This is a genomic window from Nocardia sp. alder85J, assembly GCF_020176955.2.
Taxonomy (GTDB): Bacteria; Actinomycetota; Actinomycetes; order Mycobacteriales; family Mycobacteriaceae; genus Nocardia.
Genome location: NZ_JAIUCZ020000007.1, coordinates 32,055 through 57,492 on the forward strand (window position 1 = coordinate 32,055; position 25,438 = coordinate 57,492).

32 protein-coding genes are annotated in these 25,438 nt (G+C 69.1%); 10 read left to right on the forward strand and 22 right to left on the reverse strand.

Translation table 11 applies throughout. The annotated features are described in order from the left end of the window. Window positions 1-237 precede the first annotated feature (237 nt). Window positions 238-1,638, reverse strand: coding sequence for an MFS transporter (locus tag LBW94_RS25875; protein ID WP_225054469.1), 1,401 nt, complete (start codon window positions 1,636-1,638; stop codon window positions 238-240). A 305-nt stretch (window positions 1,639-1,943) separates the two neighbouring features. On the opposite strand from LBW94_RS25875, the gene LBW94_RS25880 reads away from it, so the two are divergent. Next, on the forward strand, window positions 1,944-2,816 hold the full coding sequence (locus tag LBW94_RS25880) for a hypothetical protein (RefSeq protein ID WP_225054471.1): 873 nt from the start codon (window positions 1,944-1,946) through the stop codon (window positions 2,814-2,816). A 413-nt stretch (window positions 2,817-3,229) separates the two neighbouring features. Here LBW94_RS25880 and LBW94_RS25885 read toward each other — a convergent pair whose 3' ends face one another. Together LBW94_RS25885 and LBW94_RS25890 are read right to left on the reverse strand one after the other, a co-directional pair. Further along, complete coding sequence (locus tag LBW94_RS25885) at window positions 3,230-3,664, reverse strand: VOC family protein (protein ID WP_225054473.1); 435 nt, start codon at window positions 3,662-3,664, stop codon at window positions 3,230-3,232. A gap of 75 nt (window positions 3,665-3,739) precedes the next feature. Next, window positions 3,740-4,186: an NUDIX hydrolase gene (locus LBW94_RS25890; RefSeq protein WP_225054475.1), complete on the reverse strand. Its 447-nt coding sequence runs from the start codon at window positions 4,184-4,186 to the stop codon at window positions 3,740-3,742. Window positions 4,187-4,508: 322 nt separating this feature from the next. Between LBW94_RS25890 and LBW94_RS25895 the strand changes: the two genes are divergently transcribed. Continuing rightward, a complete protein-coding gene (locus LBW94_RS25895) occupies window positions 4,509-4,910 on the forward strand; it encodes a GNAT family N-acetyltransferase (protein WP_225054477.1) in 402 nt (133 codons plus the stop codon). Window positions 4,911-4,914: 4 nt separating this feature from the next. Here the strand turns inward: LBW94_RS25895 and LBW94_RS25900 are convergent, their stop codons facing one another. Genes LBW94_RS25900 through LBW94_RS25920 form a run of 5 tightly spaced genes read right to left on the reverse strand, consistent with a single transcriptional unit; the run spans window position 4,915 to window position 8,113 of the window. Further along, window positions 4,915-5,130 (reverse strand): ferredoxin, encoded by a 216-nt coding sequence (locus LBW94_RS25900; protein WP_225054479.1) that lies wholly within the window; start codon window positions 5,128-5,130, stop codon window positions 4,915-4,917. Then, entirely contained in the window at window positions 5,123-6,373 is a 1,251-nt protein-coding gene (locus LBW94_RS25905) for an NADH-ubiquinone oxidoreductase-F iron-sulfur binding region domain-containing protein (RefSeq protein ID WP_225054481.1), read from the reverse strand. The genes LBW94_RS25900 and LBW94_RS25905 overlap by 8 nt, the downstream gene beginning before the upstream one ends. Beyond that, on the reverse strand, window positions 6,370-6,939 hold the full coding sequence (locus tag LBW94_RS25910; protein WP_225054483.1) for a ferric reductase-like transmembrane domain-containing protein: 570 nt from the start codon (window positions 6,937-6,939) through the stop codon (window positions 6,370-6,372). Before LBW94_RS25910 ends, LBW94_RS25905 begins: the two co-directional genes overlap by 4 nt. Further along, the gene (locus tag LBW94_RS25915; protein ID WP_225054485.1) at window positions 6,936-7,871 is read right to left on the reverse strand and encodes an FAD:protein FMN transferase; all 936 of its coding nucleotides are present in this window, start codon (window positions 7,869-7,871) and stop codon (window positions 6,936-6,938) included. Before LBW94_RS25915 ends, LBW94_RS25910 begins: the two co-directional genes overlap by 4 nt. After that, window positions 7,868-8,113: a hypothetical protein gene (locus LBW94_RS25920; RefSeq protein WP_225054487.1), complete on the reverse strand. Its 246-nt coding sequence runs from the start codon at window positions 8,111-8,113 to the stop codon at window positions 7,868-7,870. The genes LBW94_RS25915 and LBW94_RS25920 overlap by 4 nt, the downstream gene beginning before the upstream one ends. A gap of 375 nt (window positions 8,114-8,488) precedes the next feature. Between LBW94_RS25920 and LBW94_RS25925 the strand changes: the two genes are divergently transcribed. After that, entirely contained in the window at window positions 8,489-8,623 is a 135-nt protein-coding gene (locus tag LBW94_RS25925) for a hypothetical protein (RefSeq protein ID WP_255633739.1), read from the forward strand. Between the two features lie 54 nt (window positions 8,624-8,677). Beyond that, a complete protein-coding gene (locus tag LBW94_RS25930; protein ID WP_225054489.1) occupies window positions 8,678-8,827 on the forward strand; it encodes a helix-turn-helix domain-containing protein in 150 nt (49 codons plus the stop codon). 36 nt (window positions 8,828-8,863) lie between these two features. On the opposite strand, the gene LBW94_RS25935 is transcribed toward LBW94_RS25930, so the two are convergent. Next, the gene (locus tag LBW94_RS25935) at window positions 8,864-9,721 is read right to left on the reverse strand and encodes a LysR family transcriptional regulator (protein WP_323137931.1); all 858 of its coding nucleotides are present in this window, start codon (window positions 9,719-9,721) and stop codon (window positions 8,864-8,866) included. 109 nt (window positions 9,722-9,830) lie between these two features. On the opposite strand from LBW94_RS25935, the gene LBW94_RS25945 reads away from it, so the two are divergent. Then, window positions 9,831-10,514 (forward strand): SDR family NAD(P)-dependent oxidoreductase, encoded by a 684-nt coding sequence (locus LBW94_RS25945; RefSeq protein ID WP_225054491.1) that lies wholly within the window; start codon window positions 9,831-9,833, stop codon window positions 10,512-10,514. Between the two features lie 67 nt (window positions 10,515-10,581). Here LBW94_RS25945 and LBW94_RS25950 read toward each other — a convergent pair whose 3' ends face one another. Further along, the gene (locus LBW94_RS25950; protein WP_225054493.1) at window positions 10,582-11,016 is read right to left on the reverse strand and encodes a hypothetical protein; all 435 of its coding nucleotides are present in this window, start codon (window positions 11,014-11,016) and stop codon (window positions 10,582-10,584) included. Window positions 11,017-11,054: 38 nt separating this feature from the next. Between LBW94_RS25950 and LBW94_RS25955 the strand changes: the two genes are divergently transcribed. The 5 genes from LBW94_RS25955 to LBW94_RS25975 are packed head-to-tail and all read left to right on the forward strand — an operon-like array spanning window position 11,055 to window position 12,886. After that, entirely contained in the window at window positions 11,055-11,366 is a 312-nt protein-coding gene (locus LBW94_RS25955; protein WP_225054494.1) for a WXG100 family type VII secretion target, read from the forward strand. Between the two features lie 18 nt (window positions 11,367-11,384). Further along, entirely contained in the window at window positions 11,385-11,684 is a 300-nt protein-coding gene (locus tag LBW94_RS25960) for a WXG100 family type VII secretion target (RefSeq protein ID WP_225054496.1), read from the forward strand. Continuing rightward, window positions 11,681-12,079: a hypothetical protein gene (locus LBW94_RS25965; RefSeq protein ID WP_225054498.1), complete on the forward strand. Its 399-nt coding sequence runs from the start codon at window positions 11,681-11,683 to the stop codon at window positions 12,077-12,079. The genes LBW94_RS25960 and LBW94_RS25965 overlap by 4 nt, the downstream gene beginning before the upstream one ends. Then, window positions 12,076-12,498, forward strand: a complete 423-nt coding sequence (locus LBW94_RS25970; protein ID WP_225054500.1) for a hypothetical protein — start codon at window positions 12,076-12,078, stop codon at window positions 12,496-12,498. The genes LBW94_RS25965 and LBW94_RS25970 overlap by 4 nt, the downstream gene beginning before the upstream one ends. After that, a complete protein-coding gene (locus LBW94_RS25975; RefSeq protein ID WP_225054502.1) occupies window positions 12,488-12,886 on the forward strand; it encodes a YbaB/EbfC family nucleoid-associated protein in 399 nt (132 codons plus the stop codon). The genes LBW94_RS25970 and LBW94_RS25975 overlap by 11 nt, the downstream gene beginning before the upstream one ends. 393 nt (window positions 12,887-13,279) lie before the next feature. On the opposite strand, the gene LBW94_RS25980 is transcribed toward LBW94_RS25975, so the two are convergent. The 12 genes from LBW94_RS25980 to LBW94_RS26035 form a co-directional block, all read right to left on the reverse strand. Further along, a complete protein-coding gene (locus LBW94_RS25980; RefSeq protein ID WP_225054503.1) occupies window positions 13,280-13,909 on the reverse strand; it encodes a 3,4-dihydroxy-2-butanone-4-phosphate synthase in 630 nt (209 codons plus the stop codon). Window positions 13,910-13,911: 2 nt separating this feature from the next. Beyond that, a complete protein-coding gene (locus tag LBW94_RS25985) occupies window positions 13,912-14,697 on the reverse strand; it encodes an enoyl-CoA hydratase-related protein (protein ID WP_225054505.1) in 786 nt (261 codons plus the stop codon). Further along, the gene (locus tag LBW94_RS25990) at window positions 14,694-15,599 is read right to left on the reverse strand and encodes an alpha/beta hydrolase (RefSeq protein WP_225054506.1); all 906 of its coding nucleotides are present in this window, start codon (window positions 15,597-15,599) and stop codon (window positions 14,694-14,696) included. Before LBW94_RS25990 ends, LBW94_RS25985 begins: the two co-directional genes overlap by 4 nt. Window positions 15,600-15,678: 79 nt before the next feature. Further along, window positions 15,679-16,101, reverse strand: a complete 423-nt coding sequence (locus LBW94_RS25995) for a hypothetical protein (RefSeq protein ID WP_225054507.1) — start codon at window positions 16,099-16,101, stop codon at window positions 15,679-15,681. 1 nt (window position 16,102) lies between these two features. Continuing rightward, the gene (locus tag LBW94_RS26000) at window positions 16,103-17,164 is read right to left on the reverse strand and encodes a phosphotransferase family protein (RefSeq protein WP_225054508.1); all 1,062 of its coding nucleotides are present in this window, start codon (window positions 17,162-17,164) and stop codon (window positions 16,103-16,105) included. Between the two features lie 127 nt (window positions 17,165-17,291). After that, complete coding sequence (locus LBW94_RS26005) at window positions 17,292-18,083, reverse strand: SDR family NAD(P)-dependent oxidoreductase (RefSeq protein WP_225054509.1); 792 nt, start codon at window positions 18,081-18,083, stop codon at window positions 17,292-17,294. After that, on the reverse strand, window positions 18,080-19,222 hold the full coding sequence (locus LBW94_RS26010) for an acyl-CoA dehydrogenase family protein (RefSeq protein ID WP_225054510.1): 1,143 nt from the start codon (window positions 19,220-19,222) through the stop codon (window positions 18,080-18,082). The genes LBW94_RS26005 and LBW94_RS26010 overlap by 4 nt, the downstream gene beginning before the upstream one ends. Next, entirely contained in the window at window positions 19,215-21,407 is a 2,193-nt protein-coding gene (locus tag LBW94_RS26015) for a 3-hydroxyacyl-CoA dehydrogenase NAD-binding domain-containing protein (protein WP_225054511.1), read from the reverse strand. Before LBW94_RS26015 ends, LBW94_RS26010 begins: the two co-directional genes overlap by 8 nt. A gap of 5 nt (window positions 21,408-21,412) precedes the next feature. Continuing rightward, the gene (locus tag LBW94_RS26020; protein WP_225054512.1) at window positions 21,413-22,621 is read right to left on the reverse strand and encodes an acetyl-CoA C-acetyltransferase; all 1,209 of its coding nucleotides are present in this window, start codon (window positions 22,619-22,621) and stop codon (window positions 21,413-21,415) included. A gap of 10 nt (window positions 22,622-22,631) precedes the next feature. Then, entirely contained in the window at window positions 22,632-23,621 is a 990-nt protein-coding gene (locus LBW94_RS26025; RefSeq protein WP_225054513.1) for a hypothetical protein, read from the reverse strand. A gap of 20 nt (window positions 23,622-23,641) precedes the next feature. Next, a complete protein-coding gene (locus LBW94_RS26030) occupies window positions 23,642-24,499 on the reverse strand; it encodes an enoyl-CoA hydratase-related protein (RefSeq protein ID WP_225054515.1) in 858 nt (285 codons plus the stop codon). Further along, entirely contained in the window at window positions 24,496-25,323 is an 828-nt protein-coding gene (locus tag LBW94_RS26035; RefSeq protein ID WP_225054517.1) for an SDR family NAD(P)-dependent oxidoreductase, read from the reverse strand. Before LBW94_RS26035 ends, LBW94_RS26030 begins: the two co-directional genes overlap by 4 nt. Between the last annotated feature and the right edge of the window lie 115 nt (window positions 25,324-25,438).

The window sequence follows — 25,438 nt, forward strand, 5'->3', positions numbered from 1 at the left end:
GTCCCGGTCGGCGGTGTCCTGATACAGCCGCGTTGCCGCCGGAATAACCGGTGGCGCCGAATATCGCGATTGTCGACATTGCGCTCCTCGAAGCACGGAGATACTTTTCTGCCGGCCTCGGCGGTCGCCGGGCCTCCATAGATGTAGAGGATCGTCAACCGTGAAACTCATCGGTCGTGCGGAGTGCGCGGTGTCGGCTCGCTGTCCTGTCGAGCCGATCGATCCTCCCGATCGTGCCTACGACGCGGGCTCCACGACGGCCGCCGAGTCGAGCACCTCGGCTCGGACGGCTGACTCGGCGCGGAATGCGGTGGCCACGACCCCCAGTGCCGCCGCTGCCGCGATGACGCCGTAGCCGCCGTGGACGCCGTGCAGGAAGCCCGAGTGTGAACCCAGCAGCACTGTCGAGGCGGCGGCGATGACGATGGCGCCGCCCAATTCCCGCGAGGTTTCCACCAAACCCGACGCCGCGCCGAAATTGGTGTCTTCGACGTCGGCCAAGGCACCGATCTGGACGGACGGTGCGAAGAATCCGACCGCCATTCCGGCGGCGATCAGCGCGGGCATGACCCGACTGGCGAAGCTCGCGTCCGCAGGCAGGTAGATCAACCAGGCGGCCGCGCCGACGACGAGCAACGACGCGAGCGCGAGCAGGATTCGGGTACCGACCTTGTTCGCCAGCACCGCACCGGTCAATCCGGCGAAGACGAAGGCGGTCACGGTGGTCAGCAGCCACGCCACACCTGTTTTCGTCGGCGAGTAGCCCAGCAGTTGTTGCAGCACCACCGAGGTCAGGAAGACGAAGGCGAGGAAGCTGCCGAATCCGGACGCGGCCGCGAGGTTCGCCTGCACCACCGGAAGATTCTTCCGCAGCGCGCGGGGAACGAGTGGATTGCGCGCGCGCCATTCCGACAGTCCGAAGACCAGGAGCAAGGCCACTGCCAGCGCGCCGAAACCCACTGTCGTCCACCGGGTCCAGCCGTGTTCGACCCCGCGGTTGAGGGCGTACAGCCCCGCCAGCAGCCCACCGGTCACGGAAAGGGCGCTGACCGCGTTGAATTCACCACCCGGATGCGCGATCCGGTTCTCGGGCAACACGAATATCGTCGCCACCAGCAACACGGCGCCGATCGGGATATTGACATAGAAGATCCACGACCAGCCGGGTCCGTCGGTGAGGAACCCGCCCGCCAGCACCCCCACCGATGCCGCGGTGCCCGCGAGGGCACCGTAGATCCCCAGGGCGTTCTCCCGCTTCTTGCCTGCTTCGAAGGCGTCGGCCACGATCCCCAGGGCCGAAGGGGTGATCAGCGCGGCGCCGATACCCTGCGCGATGCGGGCACCGATCAATTGTCCGCCGGTGCTCGACAAACCCGCGGTCAGTGATGCGGCCACGAACAGCAGGAGGCCGGCCTGGAGGGTGAGCCTGCGGCCGATGATGTCGCCGAGCCGGCCTGCCAGCAGCAGGAAGCCGCCGAACGGTATGCCGTAGCCGATGATCACCCACTGCAAGGCGTCCTCGGCGAGCTTCAGGTCGACGGCCATTCTGGGTAGCGAGACATTGACGATGGTGAAATCCACCACCGCCATGAACATCGAGGCGCCGGCCAGGGCCAGCACCGCGTACGGATTACGCATCGTCCATTTCCTTCGCATCGGTCGATCGCTTGACGGAAAGCGTTGTCGCTCAACGGTGGTGAGAGCACGTCGGTCGGCGACGCCACCGGCCGGTCGGCGATCGTGTGGTGGAGGGCCGCAGTATGCGAACGGGCTGTGGCCCGACGGTCGTTGCGGTCACCTCCTACACGGATAGAGGCGAACGGTGCCCGCAACTCATCGGCGCAGCGCCTGTCCGCGGTGCGGATCTGTCGCCCGTTCCGGGGATCCGGGTACACTGCCGGGACGGGTCTCCGTGAAGTGGAGCGGTGGTGCGGCGAACGCTAGTGGACCCGACCGGCGGGTCGATCTGCCTGGAACTGAGGGTCGATCGCCCGGTGAAGCCGGGGCTGCGCTGGGAGATCGCAGCCGATGATCGCCTGGTGCTGAGGCAAGAAACCGGCCACGGCGAGGCTGACGTCATACTTGCCGCACGAGTGGAGGAAGCGCTCGGCGGGGTGAATGTCGTTCGCACCGAACGATATCGCTCTCCGATCCGCCCTACGACCGCCGCCGAAGCACGCCGGCTGCCACCCGGTCGCACCTCGGAGTGGGCGCTGTCGTGGGCGCATCGGTTCTGTGACCAGCTGGCGTCCGGTCCGCTCTCGCCGCTGCATACCGGGCGCTGGTTGTTGCGTTACCCATCGTCGTTGCGGCCCTCTCTGTTTCGAGGCGACGATCTGGTGCTGGAATATCCGAACGCGCACCTGAACTGGAACCGCGGCTGGAGTGGAGTGCTGCCCCTCCGACCGTTGCCCGACGTCGATTCGCCACGGGTGAAGGCATATCGGAAACAGGTGCGCGAAGACATCTTGCCACCCGTATTGTTGTGGGTGGCAAGCTGTTTGGATGGGTACGTGCTTCTCGACGGCCATGTCCGGCTGGTGGCCGCACTCGCCGAGAACGCCGTTGCCCCCACGCTGGTCCTGGGTCTCGGCCAGGACGAGGACGCGCTGATGCCGCTCGTCGACACCATCGATGACCACTGGTCGACGGTGCTCGCCGATATCGAGCGGACCGAAGGCGCCGACAGTCGGCACTATCGCAATATCGCGGACACCGCTCGGCGGCAGATCGCCGACCTCTGCGTGGGAGAGCCGATGCAGTTCGCCCGCACTCGCGCATGGCCGTCCGCTCGGTCGGATCACTCCACCGGGTAGAACAATCCCCACCCACGCCGGGGGGCCTCACCCACGATCTCGCCGCAATCCCGCACCAGCATCGCGCATTGTTCGAAAGTGTCCAACCAGCAAGTATTTTCGGTCATCTCGGCCGTGATCGCCGGACCCGGCTCCGCCGGGCGGCTGGCACAGCCCCGCCACACCCACACCAACTCGGACACCTCGGTAGGCGAACAGGTGGTGTGCCACCGACGGACGGCCTTGTCCATCGGTCGCTCCGAAAGCGGTCGTCGCGCGTCCGCGCATGATGGCCGATGCGCGCTTTCGCCTTCCCTGCCATCGGCCCGCACGGCACGTGCGCCGCTGCGCTGGAGGACAACCTCCGCAAGGTCGTACCCGCCCCGGACTCGGCTCGACATCCCGGGCTGGATCGGCGGCTGACAGCCCCGGCGTCAGCGGAGTTCCTCGACCAGCCCGAGGAGGATGCCGTCGGGACCGCGGACGTAGCAATACCGGCAGATGTCCTCGTATTGCGCGACCGTGCCGACGAGTTCGGCGCCGTGGGCACGCAGGCGGCCGAGGACATCCTCGACATCGTCGACGGCGAAGGTCAGACGAGGGATGCCGGCAGTATTCACGGGCGCTTTCGGCGCCGTGCCGGTCGCCGGCGAATGGAACGTCGAGAGCTCGACCCGGCTGTGCCCGTCCGGAGTCCGCACGACCACGATATCCGCTCGGACACCGTCCAGCCCGAGCAACTCGTCGGCCCATCGACCACCGACGGTCGCCTCACCCTCCAATTCCAGACCCAATTCGACGAAGAACGCGACCGCCGCCGCGAGATCCTCGACCACGATTCCGACATGATCCATCCGGCGAATCGCCATGAAATTCTCCTCGAGATTCGTCGACCACATCCAGTTCTCGACTTTTTTCCGAACACCGACAGCCGGACTCCGCGGTCACTGCCGCGGCCAGCCGAGCAGACCGAGCGGTTTGCCATCGATCCACTGCCGGATCCCGGCTCTGCTGTAGGGCACCATATCGGCCGGCAGTTCACCGGCCGGGAACCAACCGATTTCGGAGCATTTGTGGGGTTCGGCGTTGTGCGGCTCGCCCGGCCATGCGGTGGCCCGGAAGAAGAATCCGATTCGGGCGCCGCTGCCGTTGGACGGCAGGATGTGGACAGTGGTGACCAGCTCGACGTCGTCGCGTTCCAGGCTCACACCGACCTCTTCGTAGGTCTCACGGATGACGGCGGTTTCCAGATCTTCGCCTTCCTCGAGTTTGCCGCTGGGCAGGTTCCAGAGCGTGTCCGCGAAACCGGTGTCGGCTCGGCGGGCCAGCAGGATTTCCCCATTGTCACGCGCGAGCAGGATGTGGACATCGACGAAGCTGGTGTACTGCACGAGTTCCTCTCCGGTGGGTGATCACGCCGATCGCCGGTTCGGCGATCCTGGCGCATGCACAGTCTGCCGCGACCGAGGCAACCATGCGGTGGTCGAGCCTGCGCGGTGGTCATGATCCCGGCAGCCCACTTCGCGCCGGCAAACTTTCGCACTGGGGTGTGACGGTGGTGTCGGAGGGCCCGCCGCACGAGCCGAAGTCCGGCGGAGGCGCAGCGGAGCGGTTCCCGTGGGAGGGGGCCTGGCGTGCCCTGCACGAGCATCCGAGGTGCTCGGTCCGGAAGTAGCCGAGCCGGAACGGGAATCAGCCGGATCCGGGCACCGGGTGACGATCGATGAAATACCGCTGTGCGGCTCGTTCGATTCCCCGGTGGCGCGGGTCGCTATCCCCGGCCGGGACGAGTTCTACAGTTACCCCGACTATGTCGCCCAGCGCATCGATGTTCCCGGCTATCGCCCGGAGGGCATCGTCCTCGCGGTTCACGGCAACACCTGGGTCGGGATGAGCGCGACCTCGCTGCATCCCGAGGACGGAATCGCCTTCAGTGAGATGACCGGAGTCCTCGGATCCCATCGGGGTCACGGGCTTTCGCTGGCGCTGAAGGTGCGTGCGATTCGGTTCGTGAGGGCGGCGGGCTACCGATGGCTCGTCGCGTTCCACCATCCCGACAACGCTGTGGCGATCGGCATGAATCGGCGGCTCGGGTTCGAGGACTATGCGCGGTGAACGTTCAGGGCGTCGTCACGAGCGTCAGCGCCAGGCGGGGGCACAGGTCGACGGCGTCGGCGGCGGCACGCCGGTCCCGGGGGGTGATGATCCGGTCGCCGCCTCCCGGTGCCAGGGGGTAGCCCCAGTCGTCGCGGCCCAGGATGCCCGGTAGTAGTTCACTACAGAGGCCGCGGCCGGCGCAGCGGGTCCAATCTATGTGCAGGCGAGCGTCACTCATTTCGAAAGCCTCGGTTCGATGGGTGTCCGGCGGTGCAGGCGCCCTGCCGGTGCAGGTCGATGTCGTCGGCGAAGACGTGCAGTGCCGAGCGCAGCAGACGGGCGGTGCCGTCGGGGTGGTGGCAGGCGCCGCGGCCGTCGACGAGGTCGGTCAGGCGCGCGATCTCGCGGGGATCGCCGGTGCCCCGGTAGGTCAGTTCGTGCCAGCGAGTCGCCAATTCGGGGAGTCCGTTGCGGCACGGTCCGCATTGGCCGGCGCTCGCCGCGGCGAGGTGGGCGATGATGTCGGCGGTGGCGCGCAGGCCGCAGTGGCCGTATGGGAGCACTCGCACGACGCCGGCACCGAGGCGGGCGTTCAGTGGTCGTAATCCCGCTGCCGACAACGTTGTTCGTGACAGCTCGCTGCCGGGGATCCACGTTCCGTGGTAGCCGCCGATCAGGACCGCTCGGACGGTCCGGGGGTCGGTGCGGCCGGTGCGGGTGATCAGGTCGAGCAGACTGGTGCCGAAGGGGGTTTCGACGACACCGGCCGCTGTCGTTCCGCTGAGGGTGACCAGGAAGGTGCCGGGTTCTTCGTGGGTTCCCGCGCTGCGATACCAGTCGGGTCCGTAGCGGGCGATCAAGGCGAGTTGCGCGAGCGTCTCCACGTTGTGGACCAGGGTGGGGCGGCCGTGCAGGCCGGCCCGTGAGGTGCTGATCAGTTGATCGCCGGGGATCGGCCGTCGGCCCGCCAAGCGGTTGATGACGGCGGTTTTCTCGCCTGAGAGGAAGGACTCCGCAGCAGGCGTGAGGGTGACCGGTCGCCGGTCGTATCCGGTGGAGCGCCGCTGTGCCAGTGCCGCGCGGACCGGTTCGAGCAACGCCGCGGGTGCGTACAGGTGACATTCGCGGGCGCCGACTGCTTCGGCGGCGGCGGACAGGCCGTCCAGCACGAGATGCGGGGCGCGGGTCAGCAGGGTGGCGTCCTTGTGGCTGTCGGGTTCGCCTTCGGCGCCGTTGGCGATCACGACGGGTGCGCGGCCCGCCGCGACGGCTGCCATCTTGTCGGCGACGGGGAAGCCCGCGCCGCCACGGCCGCGCAGGCCCGCGGCGGCGACGGCGGCGGTCGGTCCGCCGGGTTCGGCGGGGTTCGGCGGGGGGCCGTAGCAGGACAGGTGGGTGGTCAGGGTCGGGTCGGCCGCCAGGAGCAGGCGATTCGGGCCGGACGGGGGTGCGTGGCGGGTGTGCGAAAGTTGGCTGGTCATCTCGTGTTCCGTCCCGGGGGCTGGGAGTATTCGGCGAAGTCGCGGCCGGCTCGCCAGACCACTGCGAGCGCGAGCGACAGGGCGCAGGCGGCCACGACGGCGAGCAGCCACGGCTGTGTGTTGTCGGAGCCGCTGCCGAGGGCGTGGACGAAGGCCACCGGCCACAGCAGGTAGGTGGCCCAGTGGGTTGCCCGGAAGATTCTGGGGCCGAGGCGTTTTCGTAGCAGTGCGGAGAGCGTGATCGCGGTGAGCAGGTCGACCGCGACGGTTCCCAGGCCCACCCAGAGGGGACGGTAGGCGGCGGTGAACGGCACGATCACGTCGAGGAGGCGTAGCTGCGCCCGGGGGTCGGCCAGCAGGCTCGCCACGTGCACGGCGACCAGGATGGTTGCCGAAAGTGCTGCGCCACGGTGAAATTCGGCCAAACCGGCCCGGGGCAGGACCACCGCGCGTCCGGAGCGGGCGGCGATTCCCGCGACCAGGGCGACGGTCAGCAGGACCAGGGCCACGAGTCCGGTGCCTCGGCCGAACGCCCACAGCGCTTCGTCGAGGCCCGGTCGCGTCATCGCCCCTCTCCTTCGGCGGGCCAGCCGTTGAGGACCACGACCGCGCCGGCGCGGTCCACCAGTCTGGTCGGGAGGCCCGATTCCCGTAGTGGGCCCGGAGCGGACCGGCCTCGCACGATCGCGGCGGTGGCGGATGCGTTGGCGGTCACGCAGGTTCCGGCGACCACCGATACGGTCCGCCAGATCGGGTCGGCCGCCGCACCGGTTCGTGGGTCGATGATGTGGTGGATCAGGTGGCCGCTGCGGCGCCAGCGGCGGCGCAGCGTGCTCGAGGTCGCCAGCGCCGCGCCGGCGGGCAGACTGATCCGGGTGGCCGGTTCGGCGCGTCCGTCCTGGACCAGGATCTGCCAGTCCTCCTCCGGCGCCGGACCGGCTGTGGCGATATCGCCGCCGAGGCTGACCAGCACACCGCAACCGAAACGGTGGAAGACCAGCCGGGCACAACGGTCGGCGGCATGTGCTTTGGCGGTCGCACCCAGGTCCAGCAGCACGCCGGGCGGTACCGTGACCGTCGTGTCGGTGAGCTGGATCTGCGACCAGTCGGACCGGCTGCGCACGGCCACCGGGATCGGACCGGCCGAGGTCTCGACCAGGGTGAAGTCACGGTCGTAACCCAGTGCCAGCAGCGCGTTTCCCACCGTGGGGTCGACATCGCCGCCGGTGTCCCGGGCGACGGCGAGTGCGACCCGGAGATGGTCGGCGAGTAGTGGACTGATCCGGACGGGTCGGCCGCCTGCGGTGGCGAGTGCGCGGATCTCCGAATCGTCCCGGAATCTGCTGCACGCCAGTCCTACCGCGTAGAGGTGTCCTTCGATCAGGCTGCGCGCGGCGGTCAGCGCCGCGGGATCGGTGACGACGAGGCGGGCGGAGGTCCCCCACACCTGCCATTCGGCGGCGGTGGGGCGGGCTCCGGCGACGGTGCGCGCCATCATGATCCCTGCGAGTGCGCGTGCATCGGGCCGGAACCGGAGCTCGGCTGGGGCACGGTCGTGCCGGTGCCGGACTCGCCGGCGCCGATCGGGCTTGCCGGTTGTGTGGTGTCCGTCGCGGGGGCGCCGGTGTGATTGTCGTAGTAGGCCGCGGCGGAGGCGGCGACCGTGCCCACTGCGGTCACTGCCAGCAGGACAGTGGTCGCGGTGCGCCCCGCTCTGCGGTGGGGATGCATGGATGTCATGGGCGGGCTCGGTTCGTCGGCTGGTACCGGGCGTCCGGGTGGAACGCCGGTTGCCGACCAGAGTGCGCATCGGTTCTGGGAGAACCCTGGGAAATCGCGCCTCGGACGGCTGTGAGCACCGGATTCGGTTGTCGACGGCAGGCCCGCGCTGTCCGAGCGCATCGCGGTTCGCCCGGATGTGCGCGAAATTCCGGGCGGAGTGTCACGTCCGCGAGCGGATGGGGATCTGTCGGAGCTCGATAATCGACCGGAGTTCACCGAGCAGACACGGGCCCGGGCACGAGGCGGTTCACCCTCGGTGGGAGAGAGGTTGGAGCTGTCTGTTCACGGTCGCCGGCGTGACCACGGGATCCGGCGGCTCCGAGGGTTGCTGCGATGGCGGCGGCCACGACCAGGGCGACCAGGCCGACGGCGCTGCCGATCTGCCTGGCGGTGTCGGCGAGGCCGGAGGCGATTCCCTGCTCGGTCGAGGTGACGCCGGATGCGGCGGCGACGAACATGGTGGCATAGGTGAATGATCCTGTGCCCCAGATGATTATGCCGGGGAGCAGCGTCCGATAGGAGTTGCACGGCACCGATATTCCTCTCCGCATCATCGCGGAACGCTGCGGGTACAGCTCCGAATACGCCTGCTCCAAGGCATTCAAACGCGAATACGGCGTCCCGCCGAACCGATACCGCCGCCGGCAGCCGGTTCCGGCGGTGCAGGCGTAAACCGTGGACGATCGCCGGGAAGCGAGTGCGGGGAACCTAACGACCTCGGCGGAATTCATCGGCGACCGGGCGATCCCGGTGCGGAGCGGCCTTCGCGGCGGCGCGGGCGAGGGCCGCCACGGATGGGGAGGTGCTGTTTACGGGCCAGGCGAGTACGAGACGGCTCGGTGCGACGTCGGTCATCTGCACGGTGGTCAGGTCGTCGCGCAGGGGGATCGTCAGTGATCGGGGTAGTACGGCGATGATGCGGTACAGGGCGATTCGGTGCATCAGTTCGCTGATGCTGCCCGTCGCTTCGGGATTCGCCGGGTACCTGTGCAGGGTTTCGCCCGCGAGGTCGGCCGTGCTCAGGCCGGACCGGTTGGCGTATGGATGCGATATGGACAGCACGGCGACCGGCGCTTCGGTCAGCAGTGTTTCGGTGTCCAGTCCGCGCACCTCGTCGGGTGGCGTGAACAACAGCGCCGCATCGGCTTTGCCCTCGTGCAGCATGCGCACCCGGTCGGCGGCGAAGACGACCTCGATCGGCAGTACATCCGGCTCGCGGTCGTAGGCCGTGAGGATGGCCGGGAGCAGCCCCGAGTCGCCGCCGGGTTTCATGGCCAGGATCAGGCGGGGATCCGTAGTTCCGGCGCGCTGGGTTCGGGCGGCCGCGGCGGATATCGCGTCCAGCACGGCGCGGGCGTCACGGGCCAGCACCCGACCGGCTGCGGTCAGTGTGACCGTGCGGCTGGTCCGTTCGAGAAGGTCGACGCCCAGGCGGCGTTCCAGGCGCTGGATGGTCTTCGACAGCGCGGGCTGCGCGATGCCCAGACGTGTTGCGGCGCGACCGAAATGCAGTTCGTCGGCGACCGCCACGAAATACGCCAGTTCCCGCGTCTCCAGCCGATCCATTCCTTCAGGTTATCGATCGCGGTCCGGACGGTCTTGGACAGGTCACACCCGGTGGTGATCGGATTGGCCTGTCCCGCTGGAGGACAACACCGATGCAGGAGGTACCACCATGCCCACTGTCGCTCTCGTCGCGGCCGGAACGCGCCTGGGTTTGTCGCTCGGCAGAGTTTTCGGCAGTCACGGCTTCGATGTCGCCCTGATCGCCCGCTCCGAGGAACGGCTCGCCGAACTGGTCGAGAAGCTGGCGGTGGAAGGTGTCCAGGCGGCCGGATTCGCCGCCGATGTCCTGGATCGCTCCGCGTTGGTCACCGCCCTGGACAGTGCTGCGGCCCGGTTCGGGCGGATCGACGTGTTGCACTACTCAGCGCCGTATGTGCGCGTCGGTGAGGGTGGGATGACCGGGGTGCTGGACGTGACGGCAGAAAATCTGCGGCCGCAGATCGAAAGTTCCTGCTACGGCGCGATCACGGCGACCCGCGCGGTACTGCCCGCGATGCTGGCGGCCGGTGCCGGCACGGTGCTGTACACCACGGGCGCCAGCGCGGTCACGCCGACAGCGTGGGCCGGCAGCGCCGGTGCCGCGGGCGCTGCCTTGCGCAACTGGGCGCTCAATCTTCATGGCGCGCTGGGCGACAAGGGCATCTACGTCGGCTACGTCGCGCTCGGCGCCTGGATCGTGGGCACGCCCGGCACTCCCGCGGATGCGTCGCCGATGGAGCCGGACGACATCGCCCGACGCCATTGGGACATGTACGTCACCGGTAACCCCGCCGAAATCCTCATCACTTCCTGACCGGACGCCGGCGAGAGCCGTCCTGGGTGGCGAGTTCGCGAACCGCGCGGGCCGGCAGTGTTGCCGGCTAGCTCGGCGGCCAGAGGCGGCAGGTGCCGATCGCCGCATTCGCCGCGTTCATAGCGATATCGACGCTGTCGTCGTCGATGCGGTACGGGATCAGGAGGTCGATGGCGATGCCTTCGCGGTGTTCGGCCCGGATCTGGATGGCGTCGCCGGTGATCGGTTCGTGTGCGGTGACATCGCATACCGTGGCTCGTGCGCGCAGCCGGATGGTGTCGCCGGACAGCGTCAGCGCCCGGGTGATCCGGGCCGGATCCGCGCTGTCGGCGCGGCCGGCCAGTGGGCGCAGGGATCTGCTGCCGTCCTGGGCGAGGGTCAGCATGAAGGGGGCGAAAGATCCACTCTCACCGAGAAGTTCGGCGACCACCTCTATACTGGCGTGCAGCAGGGCATCGAGATCGTCCTGCGCCTGCTGCGACGTTGTGGCTCTCCATTCCATGGGGCTCCAGCCGTAGTGGTACTCGAGGGGGATTTCGAATGGACGGCAAGTATCTGAGGGTCGAGCCTACCGAATTGCGCAGAGCCGCCGACGAGTTGCACGGTCACCGCGGGGATCTGCAATACGAGGTACACAGGCTGCACTCGAATCACGGTGACCTGCAACAGACCTGGACCGGGGCGTCCTCCGATGCGGTCGCGGGGATCTGGAGCGATCTGCATCCCCGGATCACCGAGCATCTGGATCGGCTGTCGGACCATGCCGACACGTTGCATGCGGCAGCCGGGCTGTTCACCGTGCAGGAGGACGAGAACGCAACGTCGTTCACGCCGCGGTATCTGCGACTGTGACGACCGGGGGGAAATATCGTGGCCGGGTATTCCTACGACCTCGATGCGATGGATCGGTTTCTCGCTCAGATCGAGGCGCACATCACGGCGTTGTCCGCCAAACATGCCGCGGTGCGGCGCACCGTCGATTCCCTCGATGACACCTTCCTGGGGGAAGCGGCCGATGCCCATCGTGAAGCGCACGGCGAATGGCAGCAGACCGCCGCCGGGCACATCGAGGAATTGGAGAAGTTGCGAGACCGGGTGGCCACGGCGCGGCGCAACTACACGGAGGCACGGGCGGCCAATCGGGCCATGTTCGGCGGGGGCGGTGCATGAGCCCGGTCGATCCCGCAGCCTATTACACGGCGGCGCGGGAACTGGCCGCTGCCAGTCTCGATATGGAGACGGCGCTGCGTACTCTGGACCAGAAACTTCTGGTTGCGCGGTCCGCGGGCAGTTTCGCCCCGGGTGGCGCGAAGTGGGCCGAAGGGTTCGATCAGGCCGCCGTCGATATCTTCGAGGTGGGATCGACCAGTGCCATGGCCGCCCGGGATCTCGCCGTTCAGATCCACACGGCGGGGCTCAATCACGCTGCGGCCGAAAACGAATCACATTCCGGAGCGCCGTCGCAACCGACCCCGCCCGCGCCGCAGGGTACCGGGTTGGACATCAATCTTCATCCGTCGCAGCGTGCCGCTTGCTCCGAATCGACCACGAAGGAGAATGTATGACCTACGACGATGCCGGTTGGCATGATGACGCGATGGCGGAGCTCGATCTGCCCTGCGAAGCAGCCGGAACCCACATCGGAATGTTCATGGCGTGGCTGACACTGCACGACCTGGTGGATTCCGAGTTCGCGGCCACCGGGTCGGCGCTTCGTGATCGGTCGACGACACCGGGACGGTACCTGATCGACCACTGCGCCCGTGAGCTGAACTCTTCGATGCTCACCGATGCGGGAAAGGAATTCACCGCATGGGCGTACGAACTCTACTATCGCGCATATCCCAGCATCCCGGCCGTCGCCGCTCTGGAATCCATATACCACGCGCCCGACTCCTGGGAGACCTACGACACGGTCGCCGTTGAGATCGACCGCCTGTACCTCGAATGGCAACAGCAGAGGGGCGACTCGAGTGAGGGATGATCCCAGCTTCGCGCACGAGATGGCGGAGGTGGCCCGGGAGCTCGAGGAGAAACTCGAGCACTATCGGAGGCAGAGCGACGCGATTGCCTCGATCGAGGCCACCGCACAGTCGCACGACGGGTCGGTTCACGTCCGCGCCAATGCCGTGGGCGCGCTACTCGAGGTGAAACTCGGGCCCGCCACAACCACTCTGGATCGGGCGTGGGTCGGGCGCGCGATCGTCGAGCTGACCCAGCAGGCCACGCGTGAAGCAGCTGCGAAGGCCGCCGCCCGGCTACAAGGAGTGCGTGATACTCAGGATCGGTTGATCGCCGGCATCGGCCGGCACAGTCCGGCCGATGCGAGCATGCTGCGCAAGGTGACCGAGGTATTCGACAGGAGCCTGTGACAACACGCCACCCGGCACTTCGCTGGGGACCACCGCGCGAGCCGGGCGCGATCAGCCGGCCATCGCATGCAGACAGCGGTGCCGGTAGAGGCGCTGGGCGACAAGCAGTATCGGGCACACTGTCCGCCACGGGCCGTGCGATGCCGGGCCGGGCGGCTGCCGAGTCCACAGCGGATCCGCGGGTCATGTCGCTCCGACGGGGGTGACAGGTGAGGTCGGCGGAACCCGCCCGCGCCGAGCGACCCGCTCACCTCGAGTCGGCGGGACACGTTCACTCCTGCACCACAGGCGCACCGGCGGTGGCGGTGGGCTCCCGGCCACCGGAAGCGCCGGATGTCCTGCCGGACCGTACCCACTACACCGATCGTGTCCGCCGGCCCGGGTCTCGGAGGTTCACGGCTGCGGTGATGCTGTGCCACCTTGCCTTTCGCCGGTGACCACCGCGACAGCGAGGCCGTGGGCCGAAGCGAATTCGGCGCATTCGCCTGCGTCCGCCATGCGGGTGGGGTCGGCCCGGGACACCAGGGCGCCCATGGCGGCGGCCGGGTGGAGGCCGGCGGTTCGCAGCAGATCGATGGCTGCCTCCGCCGGGCCCGGTCGGCCGGTGCCGGAGGTGCGCGTGCGAATGGGCACGACATGGCCGGGGCGGGTGAAATCGGCTGGGCCGCTGGTGGGGTCGGCCAGAGTGCGGATGGTATGGGCGCGGTCGGCCGCCGAGATGCCGGTGCCGACGCCGACCGCGTCGACGGTCACGGTGAATCCGTGGCGGGTGGTGACATCGGACAGGCCCCACATCGGTGGCAGGCACAGGCGGGCGCAGTCGGTGTCGGTGAGGGCGACCGTGATGAAACCGGAGCTGTGTTCGATCAGGAATGCCAAGGCTCCGGTGGTGGCGAATTGCGCTGGGAGGACCAGTGCGCCTTCACCGGTGTGCGGGTCGTGGAGCAGGATCGTCGCACCGGCGGCCAGTTCGGTGCGGGTGCGGGTGTGGCGCCGGTGGTGCTGTTCGGTTGTGGTGGACATGGTTACTCCTTCGCCGGGGGTGTCCCGCCGGTCGATACCCCGCGCCCGGCGGTGAATGCTGTGACTGCGGCGCGGAAGTCCTTGCCGCCGGCCAGTTCTCGCTGGCCGCGGCGTTCATGCTCGAACGCGGCGCCGAGGTGTGGGAGGGTGGCGGCATCGAGGGCGGATTTGGTGCGGGCGAAGGCGGCGAGTGAGATCGTGCGGAGGTTCGCCAGGGCGGCCGCGAAATCCGCGTCGAAGGATTCGGCTGGAAGGACTGCGGCGATCAGGCCGTGTCGTTCGGCGTCGTGGGCGGTCATGCGGCCGCCGAGGGCGAACAGGCGCATGGCGACGGCACGGCCGGCCGCGGCGGCGACCAGGGCGGTGGCGCCGCCGTCGGGCATCAGGCCGATGGCGGTGAACGGCATGGTGAAGTAGGCGTCGGAGCGGGCGATCGCCAGGTCCGCGGCCAGGGCGATCGAGACGCCGACTCCTACTGCGGGACCGCGGATTTCGGCGACCACCGGCCGCGGGACCGATCGGATCGCGGTGATCAGGGCGGCCGCGGCATCGATCGTGCGTTCGGTGGTTTCGGGGGCGAACGGGTCGTCGACGTCCAGGTCGCCGCCGGAGCAGAATGCCCGGCCCGCGCCGGAGATCACGATGACGCGGACGGTGGGGTCCTCGCCGGCCGCCGTCACCGCTTCGCTCAGGTGCCGCAGTGTTGCCTCGTTCACGGCGTTGAGGCGGTCGGGGCGGTCGATGACGATGTGGCGCACGGTGGCGTCGTCGGATATCCGGACTGTCATCTCAGCACCTCGCGGACGAAGTCGGCCATTTCGGTGAGGCCGCGCTGCGCTTGGGGCATGTAGTCGGCGAACAGGGTCCAAGCGTGACAAGTGTTGGGGTACAGGGACAGTGCGCTGCGGCCGCCCGCTTCGCGGACCGCGTGGTGCATGCGTACCGAGTCGTCGCGCAGGACCTCCCGTTCGCTGGCCAGGAACAGGATCGGGGGCAGGCCGGCGAAATCACCGAACACCGGGGATGCCTGGGGGTCGGTGTTGTTGTGGCCCTGCAGGTACGACGCGGCCAGTTGGCGCAGCGAGCGGCGGCTGATCACCGGGTCGGTGGCGCCGTTGGTGGTGATGCTCTCCCCCGAGGCGGAGAAGTCGGCCAAGGGGGAGACGACCACGGCGGCGGCGGGTAGTGGTGCGCCGCGGTCACGCGTCCGGGCGAGGGCCGCCAGCGTGAGGCCGCCTCCTGCGGAATCGCCGCCGACCACGGTGTGCGCCGAGCCATGGGTGGCGATCACGGTGTCGAGGACGGCGACTGCGTCGTCGAGGGCGGCGGGGAACGGATTCTCCGGGGCGAGACGGTAATCCGGGCACAGCACGGCGACGCCGAGTGCTCGGGACAGTCCGGCCGCCGCCGGGGTGTAGCCCTCGGCGCTGCCCATCACGTAACCGCCGCCGTGGAACCACAGCAGAATTCGGTCGGTCGCCGGGCCGTTCACCACGCGCAGGCAGGAGACGCCGCCGACGTGCTCGGAGGTCACCGTGGTGCCGGGGGGCAGCGGGGCCTCGAGCATCATGGAGTCGAGGTTGCGACGCAGTTGGTCGAGAGAGGGAGTGCCGTCGCCGAAGACGGCCGCGAAGGACGCTTCCGCGCGCAGCAGGGCCTCGTCCTCGGTGATCTCGATCGAGTTCGTCATCGCGACAGCACCTTTCGGGCGGAACGGGAACCGGGGTCCAGCGGCGAGGACGATCGCGCCGCCCGGTTGCGGGGCAGCGTCATTCGGACCACCCCCCGAATCCGCCACGCAGACCCAGGGAGATCTGGTCGTCGACGTCGGCGGTGGTGAACCGGGCGACGGCGGCTGCCACATCGGCGGGCCGGAGATCGGGGTTGCGGTAGGTGCCGGCGAGGGTGGCCGCGATGTCGCGGCGGCGCTGTCGCAGGGATTCGACGCCGGGGTGGTCGTCTTCGCGTGGTGGCAGGCCGAGTTCGGTGGCCAGTGCCTCGGTGCGGTCGTAGCTCGTCGCGAGCCCGGACTCGTCCCAGCGGACCCGGTTCGCCATGTTGTCGAGTTGTTCCAGCACCGCTGCCAGTTCGATGCGGGCGATGCCGTCGCCGAGTTCCGGAAGTACCCGGTGGGCAAGGGTTTCCACCGCGGTGTGCAGGAGGTGGGTGGGATCGGTCGAGTAGATGGTCATCTCAGTGTCCCCATTCCCCGTCGTGCAGCATCCGGCCGAGCCAGCCGAGGCTGTAGTAGACGCTGTGGGCCATGTTCGCGTAGCGCAGGTCGTCCCGGTCGCCGCGGGTATAGATGTGCACGGCTTGCAGGCAGCCGATCGCGGTCTTCACCAGTGACTGCACGGCCCACCAGCCGAGGGCATCGGGGGCGGGGCGCCAGCCGCTGACCGACTCGTATTCGTCCAGGAACGGCTCGAGTTCGATCAGCTTGCACAGCAACGGTGATCGGCCCCGGCTCGTCCGCTGGGCGAACCAGGCGATGTCGGCGACCGGATCGGAGAAGTGCGCGGTCTCCCAGTCCAGGATCGCGGTGAGACCGGTGTCGTCCACGACCAGGTTGCCGACTCGGAAGTCGTTGTGTACGAGTGCGACCCGGCCGGACACCGCGTCGCTGCGGTGGCCTAGCCAGGCGAGAGCGAGATCCAGGACGGGGATCGGGACGTCGACCACATCGCGGTACACCGCAGTCCATTTGTCGTTCTCCTGCGCTCCGGTGGCCGCGCCGGCCGGCACCGCACCGAGCACCGCGGTGTCCATCGTGGCCGGGTCGGCGGTGTGCAGCTGCGCCATGGTCCGGGCGATCCGGCGGCCCAGCCGGTCACGGCGGCCGCGGTCGGGGATCAGCGCGGAGACGGTGGCGGGCAACGGGATCGCGCCGGAGACCTTCTCCATCACGAAGAAGCCCCGCGGTGGCTGCGCACGGTAGGCGATGACGGCGGGGACGGGCAGGCCCAGGCCGGCGGCGGTGCGGAGCAGTACCACCTCGCGGGTCACGTCGTAGTCGCCGACAATTCCGCTGCGCGGCTGGCGTTTCACGGCATAGGCGGCGGTGGCCGGGCCGGTGGGCGATTCCCAGGCCGCATCGACCAGGTACGTTTCCCAGGAGTTGCCCTCGCCGCGGCGGTCCACGGCGGTCAGTCGCAGGGATCCTCCGGCGGCTACGGCGTCGTCGAGCGTGGTGGTCAGTTCCGCCAGGAATGCCTGGCGCGACAGCTCTTCGGTGCTCTCGTGCACGGCGGTCACGGTGTCCTCCTTCGGTGCTCGGTAGTCATCTGCACAGCTGCGGTGGTCATCTGCACAGCTCCGCTGCGGTGGTCATCTGCACAGCTCCGCTGCGGTGGTCATCTGCACAGCTCCGCTGGGGAGGTCATCAGAACAGCTCCGCTGCCGGGCCGCCGCCGTCGACGGCCAGCCGCTGGCCGGTCACGTAACCGGCGTCCCCGGAGATCAGGTACGCGACCGCGCCGGCGACGTCTTCGGGGCGACACACCCGGCCGAACGGCGAACCCTTTTCCAGCTCTTCGATGTTCATGCCGCGGGCGGCGGAGACCAGGCGGCGGCCCATCTCGGTCGCCACCAGTCCGGGGGCGACGATGTTGGCGTGGATGCCGTGTGCGCGTTCCTCCAGGGCCAGGGTGCGGATGCAGGTTTCCATGGCGGCCTTGGCCATCGTGTAGGGCGCGGCGCCGGCGGGGGTGGTGCCGGTGGAATTGCTGGAGATCATCACGATGTCGGCGCGGCCGATCCGGCCCGCGGCGGCCGCGCGCATGCCGGGCAGCAGCGTCTGGATCAGGCCGATCGGGCCGAAGGCGTGTACTCGCATGAGGGACAGGAAATCCCGGAGCGGGGTGTGTTCGACAGCGGCGCCGCGGCTGGCGGATCCGGCATTGCTGACCAGGATGTCGGCGGGGCCAAGGTCGCGGGCAATGCCTTCGGTCATGGACCGTACGGCCGATTCGTCGTCGATGGCGGCGGCGTAAGCGTGTGCGCGGCCGCCGTTTTCGCGGATCTCCGCCACCACGGATTCGGCGGCGCCGGCATCGCGGCGGTAGTTGACGGCGACAGCGGCACCGTCGCGGGCCAGTCGCAGCGCGATCGCCCGGCCGACCCCTCGTGAACCGCCGGTGACCACCGCGATGCGGCCCTGTAGTGATCCGGTCATCGGCCCACCACCGCCCGGCCGACCAGATCCTTCATGACCTCGTTGGATCCGCCGTAGATACGCTGGATGCGGGCGTCGCGCCAGATCCGGGCGATCGGGTACTCCTCCATGTAGCCGTAGCCGCCGAACAGTTGCAGGCAGCGGTCGACGACGTCCCATTGCAGTTCGGTCGCCTTGTATTTCGCGCCCGCGGCTTCGTCGGCGCCGAGCTCGCCGGTGTTCAGGGCGAGTACGCAGCGGTCGATGTAGTGCCGCATCACCTGGATGTCGGTGTGCAGTTCGGCCAGGGTCATGCGCACGGATTGCAGTTGGGCCAGCGGCCCGCCGAAGGCGACGCGGGCGCGGGCGTGTTCGAGGGCCAGGTTCAGGGCGTGGCCGGCGGAGGCGACCGCGGATACGGCGATGGACAGGCGTTCGCGCGGCAGATTCACGATGGCCGAACCGAATCCGCGACCGGGTTCGCCGAGGATGTTCCCGACCGGGACCCGGCATCCGGTGAACACCAGTTCCGCGGTGTCCTGGGCGCGGCGGCCGATCTTGTGCATCGGGCGGCCACGTCCGAAACCGGGGGTGCCGTGTTCGACCGCGACGAAAGTCGTTCCGCGGCCGTCGCGTTCGCCGGTGCGGACCAGGACGATGGCGAGGTCACAGGTGGCGCCGCCGGTGATGAACGTCTTGGTGCCGTCGATGACCAGGTGGTCGCCGTCGCGGCGGGCGGTGGTCCGGATGGCGGCCAGATCGGAACCCGCGCCGGGTTCGGTGAGGGCCAGGGCCGTGACGAGATCGCCGCGGGTGAAGCGCGGCAGCCAGCGTTTGCGCTGCGGCTCGTCGGTGAGGTCGCGCAGGTAGGGGACGATGATGTCGTTCTGCATGCTGAAGGTGTCGCCCGCGGTACCGGAGGCGGCCACCTCCTCGGCCATCACCGCGTTGTACCGGAAGTCGGCGATGCCCAATCCGCCGTATTCCGCCTCGAATTCGAAGCCGAGGAAGCCTGCTCCGGCCGCGGCGGTGACGAAGGCGCGGTCGACCGTCCCGGCCGCCTCCCACTCGTCGGCGTGCGGCACCGCCTCGCGGTCCAGGAAGGCGCGGAAGGCGGACCGGAACGCCTCGTGGTCGGCGGTGTAGACATCCCTACGCATCGGCCCGCTCCCCGGATCGGATCGCCGGTTCCCCCGGCGGCGGAGCCGACTCCCGCAACAGCGAGGCGGGCGGCGCGAAGCGCGGGCCGTAGCGATGGGCGAGTTCCTGTGCTCGCGCGGCGAATCCGGCTCGCCCACCGGGATACCCCTCGATGAACTGGCTCGTGCCACCGGTCCAGACCGGGAAGCCGATGCCGAGCAGCGATCCCACATTGGCGTCGGGCACCGAACGCAGCACGCCGTTGTCGTGGCAGCGCACGGTTTCCAGTACCTCGGCGAACAGCAGCCGATCCTGCAACTCCCGTAGGTCGGCGTGGTTTTCGGCAACCGGGAAGTGCTCGGCCAAGCCCGGCCACAGCGCCCCGCGACGATCGCCGCTGTAATCGTAGAAGCCCGCGCCCGCAACGCGACTCGGCCGGCCCAGGGTCTCGGCCATTGTCGTCAGCACCGCGTCACCGGGATGTTCGGGCAGCGGAATGCCTTGCTGCTCGGCCACTTCCCGGAACTGGCCGCGGATCTTCAGCGGCAGGGTCAGGGTCAGTTCGTCGAGCAGGGCCAGGGTGCCCACCGGATATCCGGCCTGCACCGACGCCTGTTCGATGGATTGCGGGTCGATGCCCTCGCCGACCATGGCCGCGGCCTCGATCAGGCGTTGCAGGATTACGCGGCTGGTGAAGAATCCACGGACGTCCCCGACCACGATCGGCGCCTTGCCCAGTTGCAGGGCGATATCGAACGCCTTGGCCAGGGTGGCGTCGCTCGTCTTCTCGCCCACGATGATCTCGATGAGGTCCATGCGCTCGACCGGGGAGAAGAAGTGCAGGCCGACAAAGTCTTCGGGGCGCGAAACTCCGGTGGCGAGATCGGTGATCGGCAGGGTGGACGTGTTCGAGGCCAGCACCGCGTCGGGGGCCACCACGTCGAGCACCTCGCCGAACACCCGGCGCTTCAGGTCCGGATCTTCGAAGACGGCCTCTACCACCAGATCCGCGCCGGCCAGATCGGCCACCGAAGCAGTCGGGGTGATCAGTGCGAGGACCGCATCCGCGTCCTCGGCCGTACGTCTGCCCGCCGCAACCTGTTTCGCGAGATATCGGCTCGCGTAGTCCTTGCCACGCTGGGCCGCCGCGTAGTCGATGTCCTCGAGCGCCACCCGGATTCCGGCCAGCGCGCAGGACAGTGCGATACCCGCGCCCATCATGCCCGCGCCCAGCACGGCGGCGAAGGCGGTCCGGTGCACCGGATACCCGTGCGGCCGACCGGCACCGGATTTGATCGCCTGCCGGTCGAAGAAGGTGCCCTTGATGATGTTCTTGGAGATCTGCCCGGTCGCCAGCTCGACGAAATACCGGGTCTCGATCGCACAGGCGGTGTCGAAGTCGACCTGGGTGCTTTCCACGGCGGCGGCGAGGATTTTCGCGCGGGCGGGCATCGGCGCGCCTTTGTACTGCGCGCGCAGTGCGGCCGCGCGCAGCGGCAGCGTCGCGGCGATGTCGGGGGAGTTCGCGCCGCCGCCGGGAATCGTGCCGGCACGATCCCACGGCCGGCTGGCGCCCGGATTCGCGGCGATCCATTCCAGTGCCGCCGGGATCAGTGAATCTGCCCCGGCGACAAGGTGATCCAGCAAGCCGAGCGCATGGGCGCGACCGGCGTCGAAGGCCGTGCCGGGCAACAGCACCTGATCCAGTGCGGCGTCCAGGCCGAGCATCCGCACCGTGCGGACCAGCCCGCCGCCACCGGGCAGCAGGCCGAGTGTCACCTCCGGCAGCCCGACGCGCAGCGCGGGGGTGTCGACCGCGATGCGGTGGTGGCAGGCCAGCGCGATCTCCAGACCGCCGCCGAGCGCGCTGCCGCCGAGCACCGCGACCACCGGGACCCCGAGGGTTTCCAGCCGGCGCAGCATCCGTTTCACGTCGTCGGTGAATGCGGTGAGGCGCCCGGCGTCGGCGGGGGTGGTGGCGATCAGGTCGTGCAGGTCGCCGCCCGCGAAGAAGGTGGACTTGCCGGAGGTGAGGATCACGCCGGTCAACTCGGAGCCCAGGGCGGACAGGCGGTCCAGGGCTGCGCCGAAGGACTGTGCCCAGGCCGCGTTCATGGTGTTCACCCGTTGCGCGGGATCGTCGAAAGTCAGGACGACGACTCCGGATTCGAGGCGCTGCCAGTCGATGGTGCTGTGTGCTGTCATGTCCGTCAGATCCGTTCGATGATGGTCGCGATCCCCATGCCGCCGCCGACGCAGAGCGCGATCAGGGCGCGGCGGGCGTCGCGGCGTTCCAGTTCGTCGACGACGGTCGAGACGAGCATCGCGCCCGTCGCGCCGAGCGGATGCCCGAGCGCGATCGCCCCGCCGTTCACGTTGACCTTCTCGTGCGGCAGGTCCAGATCCTTCATGAATCGCAGCGCGACCGACGAGAAGGCCTCGTTGATCTCGAACAGATCGATGTCGTCCGGGGTCAGGTTCGCCACCGCGAGCGCCTTGCGCGCGGCGGGTGCGGGACCGGTCAGCATGATCGTCGGATCCGAACCGCTGACCGCGCCGGCGACCACGCGCGCCCGCGGGGTCAGGCCCAGGTCGCGGCCGACCGCCTCGTTGCCGAGGACGACCAGCGCGGCGCCGTCGACGATGCCGGAGGAGTTGCCGCCGGTGTGGACGTGCTCGATCCGCTCGACCCAGTGGTACTTCTGCAGGGCGACCGCATCGAAGCCCGCCTTGCCCGCGCCCGCGAACGCCGGCGACAGACCGGCCAGCGTCTCGACGGTGGTGCCGCGACGCAGGTGCTCGTCCCGGTCCAGGATCACCACGCCGTTACGATCACGCACCGGCACAATCGATTTCGCGAACCAGCCATTGTCCTGCGCGGTGGCCGCGCGGCGCTGTGATTCCGCGGCGAACGCATCCACGTCGGTGCGGCTGAAGCCCTCCAGGGTGGCGATCAGGTCGGCGCCGATGCCCTGCGGGACGAATCCGGTGCCGAGATTGGTCTCCGGATCGTTGGCCCACGCGCCGCCGTCGGAGGCCATCTGCACCCGCGACATGCTCTCCACGCCGCCCGCGAGCACCAGCGATTCCCAGCCGGAGGCCACCTTCTGGGCGCCGGTGTTGACCGCTTCCAGGCCCGAGGCGCAGAACCGGTTGAGCTGCACCCCGGCCACGGTGTCCGGGAGCCCGGCCGCGACCGCGGCGATGCGCGCGATGTCCGCGCCCTGATCGCCCAGCGGGCTGACGACGCCGAGGATCAGGTCGTCGATCCGTGCGGGATCGAGGGCGGGGTTGCGGTCGCGCATCGCGTCGAGCAGGCCGACCACCAGGCTGATCGGCTTGACGCCGTGCAGCGAGCCCCGGCGCCCGCGGCCACGCGGGGTGCGCAGGGCGTCGTAGACGAAGACGTCGTGTGGCATGAAAATCCTTTCAGGACCGGGAGATCGGGCGCAGGAACTCGGCCACTCCCCAGCCGGCCGCACCTCCGGCGAAGTCGACGGTCATCTGGCCCATCCGCAGGCCCCGATCCTCGGTGCGCTGGGTGACCGGCACGAAATGCCGGATGGTGCCGTCCAGCAACAGCAATGGCAGCCCGTCCGCCCGCACGATGCCGACATGCCGGCCGGCATAGGCGGGTTCGCCCGCGTAGTCGGTTATCACCGTGTATTCGGTGATGGGATGGAACGCCCCGTCGGGGGTGATCACCACACCGCCGGAGGCGCGCTCGCCCGAGGGCTCGAATTCGCCGTAGGCGGTGATCGCGGTACCGTCGGCGAGCCAGGCCGCGAGCCATTCACCGGTGTACGAGGCCCATTCGCGTGGACCCCAGGAGTGGTCGCGGAAGGCGGAGACGTTGCGCACGGTCCAGCAGCGGTCGCCGACGCGGACGGTGCCGGAGATGTGGCCGAACTGCTCGTAGTGGTCGCTGGCGATGGTGGAGGAGCCGGGGGTGCAGTCGCCGTCGTCGTCGGTGGTGACGAACAGCGGCACCGACGCCTCGAAGGTCAGTGAGATCTCGCATTCCTCGGCGGGGGCGTTCTTCAGCGCGATCCGGCCGCGGTCGGCCAGCAGCGACGGAGTCGCGATGCGCGCCACCGTGTTCCGGTAGCCGATCTCGACCGTGCGGGTGGGATCCTTGACCACGATCTCGAGGCCCTGGCTCGCGAAACCGTCGTTGGATTCGCTCGCCTCGCGGCCCGCCCGGAAGGCGATGGCCCCGCCCGGCAGCGTCAGTTGCACCGATGCCTCCCGGTAGCCGAGGGTGGGCCGGTTACCGATCCGGATGAGCCCGCCCAGCTGGGTGACCGGGTCGACGAAGTTGACGTAGACGCTCTCGTTGTAGTTGGCGATGCCGGCGAACTCGTGCGTCTGTTCGGATTCGGGACCGTATCGGCAGTTGGTGAACGCGTCCGTGCTCATGATTCTTCCTTCGGGGTACGTCAGAAGCGTTGGGCGGGTGTGGGATCCAGGGGCGGGAAGACCGGCGCCCGGCGTTCCAGGAAGGAGCGGATCCCCTCGCGGGCATCGGCGGAATCGACCCGGCTCGCATAGGTCCGCGATTCCTCGGCGGCCGCCTGGCCCGGGGTCGGCAGCGCCCAGCTGTGCGCGAGCAGCCGCTTGGCGAGCGCCACGGAGGTGGGTGAGGTGTCCCGGACGAACTGTGCCGCATACTCTTTCGCCACCGTCAGCACGTCGCCGGCGGGGACCACGCGGGTCAGGAAGCCCGCCGCGTACGCCTCGGCCGCGTCGAAGACCCGGCCGGTCAGGATCCAGTCGGTGGCCCGGCCGATGCCGACCAGCCGCGGCAGGAACCAGGACGAGCCGCCCTCTGGCACCACACCGCGGCGGGTGAACACGAAGCCGAAACGTGCTCGGTCACTGGCGATCCGGACGTCCATCGCGGCGACCAGTGAGGCGCCGCCGCCGACCGCGTCGCCGTTGATCGCGGCGATCACCGGCTTCTGCATGGCGAACACCCGCTCGCTGATCCGGCCGGCCGGCTCCCGGTATCCGGTGGGGGTGTGCCCGACGGTGTCGGCGTTCAGGGCGTTGATCAGGGTGTCGGGGCCGTCGAGTTCGGCGCCGACGGAGAAGGCCGGGCCCGCACCGGTGACGATCACCGCGCGCACCGCCGGGTCGCGGTCCGCGCGGTCGAGGGCGTGCCACACGTCGACCAGCATCTGCACCCGCATCGCGTTGCGCCGCGCGGGCGCGTCGAGGGTCACCACGGCGATGCCGCCGGCGACCTCGAGGCGCACCTCCTCGTATCGGTGCTCCGCGACCGCGCCTGCGGTCACAACCCACCGCCACAGACCAGCGTCTCGCCGGTGATGTAGCTGGATTCGGGACTGCACAGCAGGTACACCGCGCCCGCGGCCTCCTCCACCGTGCCGGTGCGGCCCAGCGCGATCGACTTGGTGGCGGCGTCCATCACCGCGGGGTTCACGCCGACCTTGATGTCGCGGTCCTCCACCTTGATGGTCTTCGCCTCGGTGGTCACCGAGGTCAGCCGCGTGGTGATGACGCCGTACGCGACGGCGTTGACCGTGACGTTGTAGCGGCCCCACTCCTTGGCGATGGTCTTGGTCAGGCCGATCAGCCCGGCCTTGGCGGAGGAGTAGTTGGCCTGGCCGGGATTGCCCTGCAAACCCGAGGTCGACGAGGTGTTGACCACCTTGCGGCAGGGCACGACCAGCCCGGCCGCGCGCTCCTTCTTCACCGCCGCGCTGATCACCGGCTGCGCGGCCCGCAGGATGCGGAACGGCGCGGTGAGGTGCACGTCGAGGATGTCGGCCCACTGCTGGTCGGTCATCTTCTGGATGACGTTGTCCCAGGTGTAGCCGGCGTTGTTGACGATGATGTCCAGACCGCCGAAGCTGTCGACCGCGGCGGCGACGAAGCGGTCCGCGAAACTCGGATCGGTGACGCTGCCGACGCAGGCCACCGCCTGGCCGCCCGCGGCCTCGATCGCCGCCACGGCCTCCTTCGCGGGCTCCGGATCGAGATCGTTGATCACCACCTTCGCACCCTCGGACGCCAGCTTCTCGGCCACGGCCCGGCCGATACCCCGGCCGGAACCGGAGACCAGTGCGACCTTGCCTTGCAGTCTCTGCGCGCTCACGTGCTGCCTCCCTTGTCGTTGCATGAGGTGACCCCAGTCACGAATGTGAATATTAACTTCAGTGCTTACCTGGGTCAATATCCACATTATTGCAGTTCCCAGAGTGCAATGTTAA

Bases quoted from the DNA above. Each gene is read 5' to 3' on its own strand.
- LBW94_RS25945 (WP_225054491.1), top strand. From the start codon at position 9,831: ATGCCCACTGTCGCTCTCGTCGCGGCCGGAACGCGCCTGGGTTTGTCG.
- LBW94_RS25990 (WP_225054506.1), bottom strand. From the start codon at position 15,599: ATGACGAACTCGATCGAGATCACCGAGGACGAGGCCCTGCTGCGCGCG.
- LBW94_RS25905 (WP_225054481.1), bottom strand. From the start codon at position 6,373: ATGACCAGCCAACTTTCGCACACCCGCCACGCACCCCCGTCCGGCCCG.
- LBW94_RS25985 (WP_225054505.1), bottom strand. From the start codon at position 14,697: ATGACAGTCCGGATATCCGACGACGCCACCGTGCGCCACATCGTCATC.
- LBW94_RS25980 (WP_225054503.1), bottom strand. From the start codon at position 13,909: ATGTCCACCACAACCGAACAGCACCACCGGCGCCACACCCGCACCCGC.
- LBW94_RS25970 (WP_225054500.1), top strand. From the start codon at position 12,076: ATGACCTACGACGATGCCGGTTGGCATGATGACGCGATGGCGGAGCTC.
- LBW94_RS26020 (WP_225054512.1), bottom strand. From the start codon at position 22,621: ATGCCACACGACGTCTTCGTCTACGACGCCCTGCGCACCCCGCGTGGC.
- LBW94_RS25955 (WP_225054494.1), top strand. From the start codon at position 11,055: ATGGACGGCAAGTATCTGAGGGTCGAGCCTACCGAATTGCGCAGAGCC.
- LBW94_RS25935 (WP_323137931.1), bottom strand. From the start codon at position 9,721: ATGGATCGGCTGGAGACGCGGGAACTGGCGTATTTCGTGGCGGTCGCC.
- LBW94_RS26010 (WP_225054510.1), bottom strand. From the start codon at position 19,222: ATGCGTAGGGATGTCTACACCGCCGACCACGAGGCGTTCCGGTCCGCC.
- LBW94_RS25915 (WP_225054485.1), bottom strand. From the start codon at position 7,871: ATGATGGCGCGCACCGTCGCCGGAGCCCGCCCCACCGCCGCCGAATGG.
- LBW94_RS25965 (WP_225054498.1), top strand. From the start codon at position 11,681: ATGAGCCCGGTCGATCCCGCAGCCTATTACACGGCGGCGCGGGAACTG.
- LBW94_RS25875 (WP_225054469.1), bottom strand. From the start codon at position 1,638: ATGCGTAATCCGTACGCGGTGCTGGCCCTGGCCGGCGCCTCGATGTTC.
- LBW94_RS25920 (WP_225054487.1), bottom strand. From the start codon at position 8,113: ATGACATCCATGCATCCCCACCGCAGAGCGGGGCGCACCGCGACCACT.
- LBW94_RS25910 (WP_225054483.1), bottom strand. From the start codon at position 6,939: ATGACGCGACCGGGCCTCGACGAAGCGCTGTGGGCGTTCGGCCGAGGC.
- LBW94_RS25950 (WP_225054493.1), bottom strand. From the start codon at position 11,016: ATGGAATGGAGAGCCACAACGTCGCAGCAGGCGCAGGACGATCTCGAT.
- LBW94_RS26025 (WP_225054513.1), bottom strand. From the start codon at position 23,621: ATGAGCACGGACGCGTTCACCAACTGCCGATACGGTCCCGAATCCGAA.
- LBW94_RS26015 (WP_225054511.1), bottom strand. From the start codon at position 21,407: ATGACAGCACACAGCACCATCGACTGGCAGCGCCTCGAATCCGGAGTC.
- LBW94_RS26005 (WP_225054509.1), bottom strand. From the start codon at position 18,083: ATGACCGGATCACTACAGGGCCGCATCGCGGTGGTCACCGGCGGTTCA.
- LBW94_RS25995 (WP_225054507.1), bottom strand. From the start codon at position 16,101: ATGACCATCTACTCGACCGATCCCACCCACCTCCTGCACACCGCGGTG.
- LBW94_RS25900 (WP_225054479.1), bottom strand. From the start codon at position 5,130: ATGAGTGACGCTCGCCTGCACATAGATTGGACCCGCTGCGCCGGCCGC.
- LBW94_RS25885 (WP_225054473.1), bottom strand. From the start codon at position 3,664: ATGGCGATTCGCCGGATGGATCATGTCGGAATCGTGGTCGAGGATCTC.
- LBW94_RS25925 (WP_255633739.1), top strand. From the start codon at position 8,489: ATGGCGGCGGCCACGACCAGGGCGACCAGGCCGACGGCGCTGCCGATC.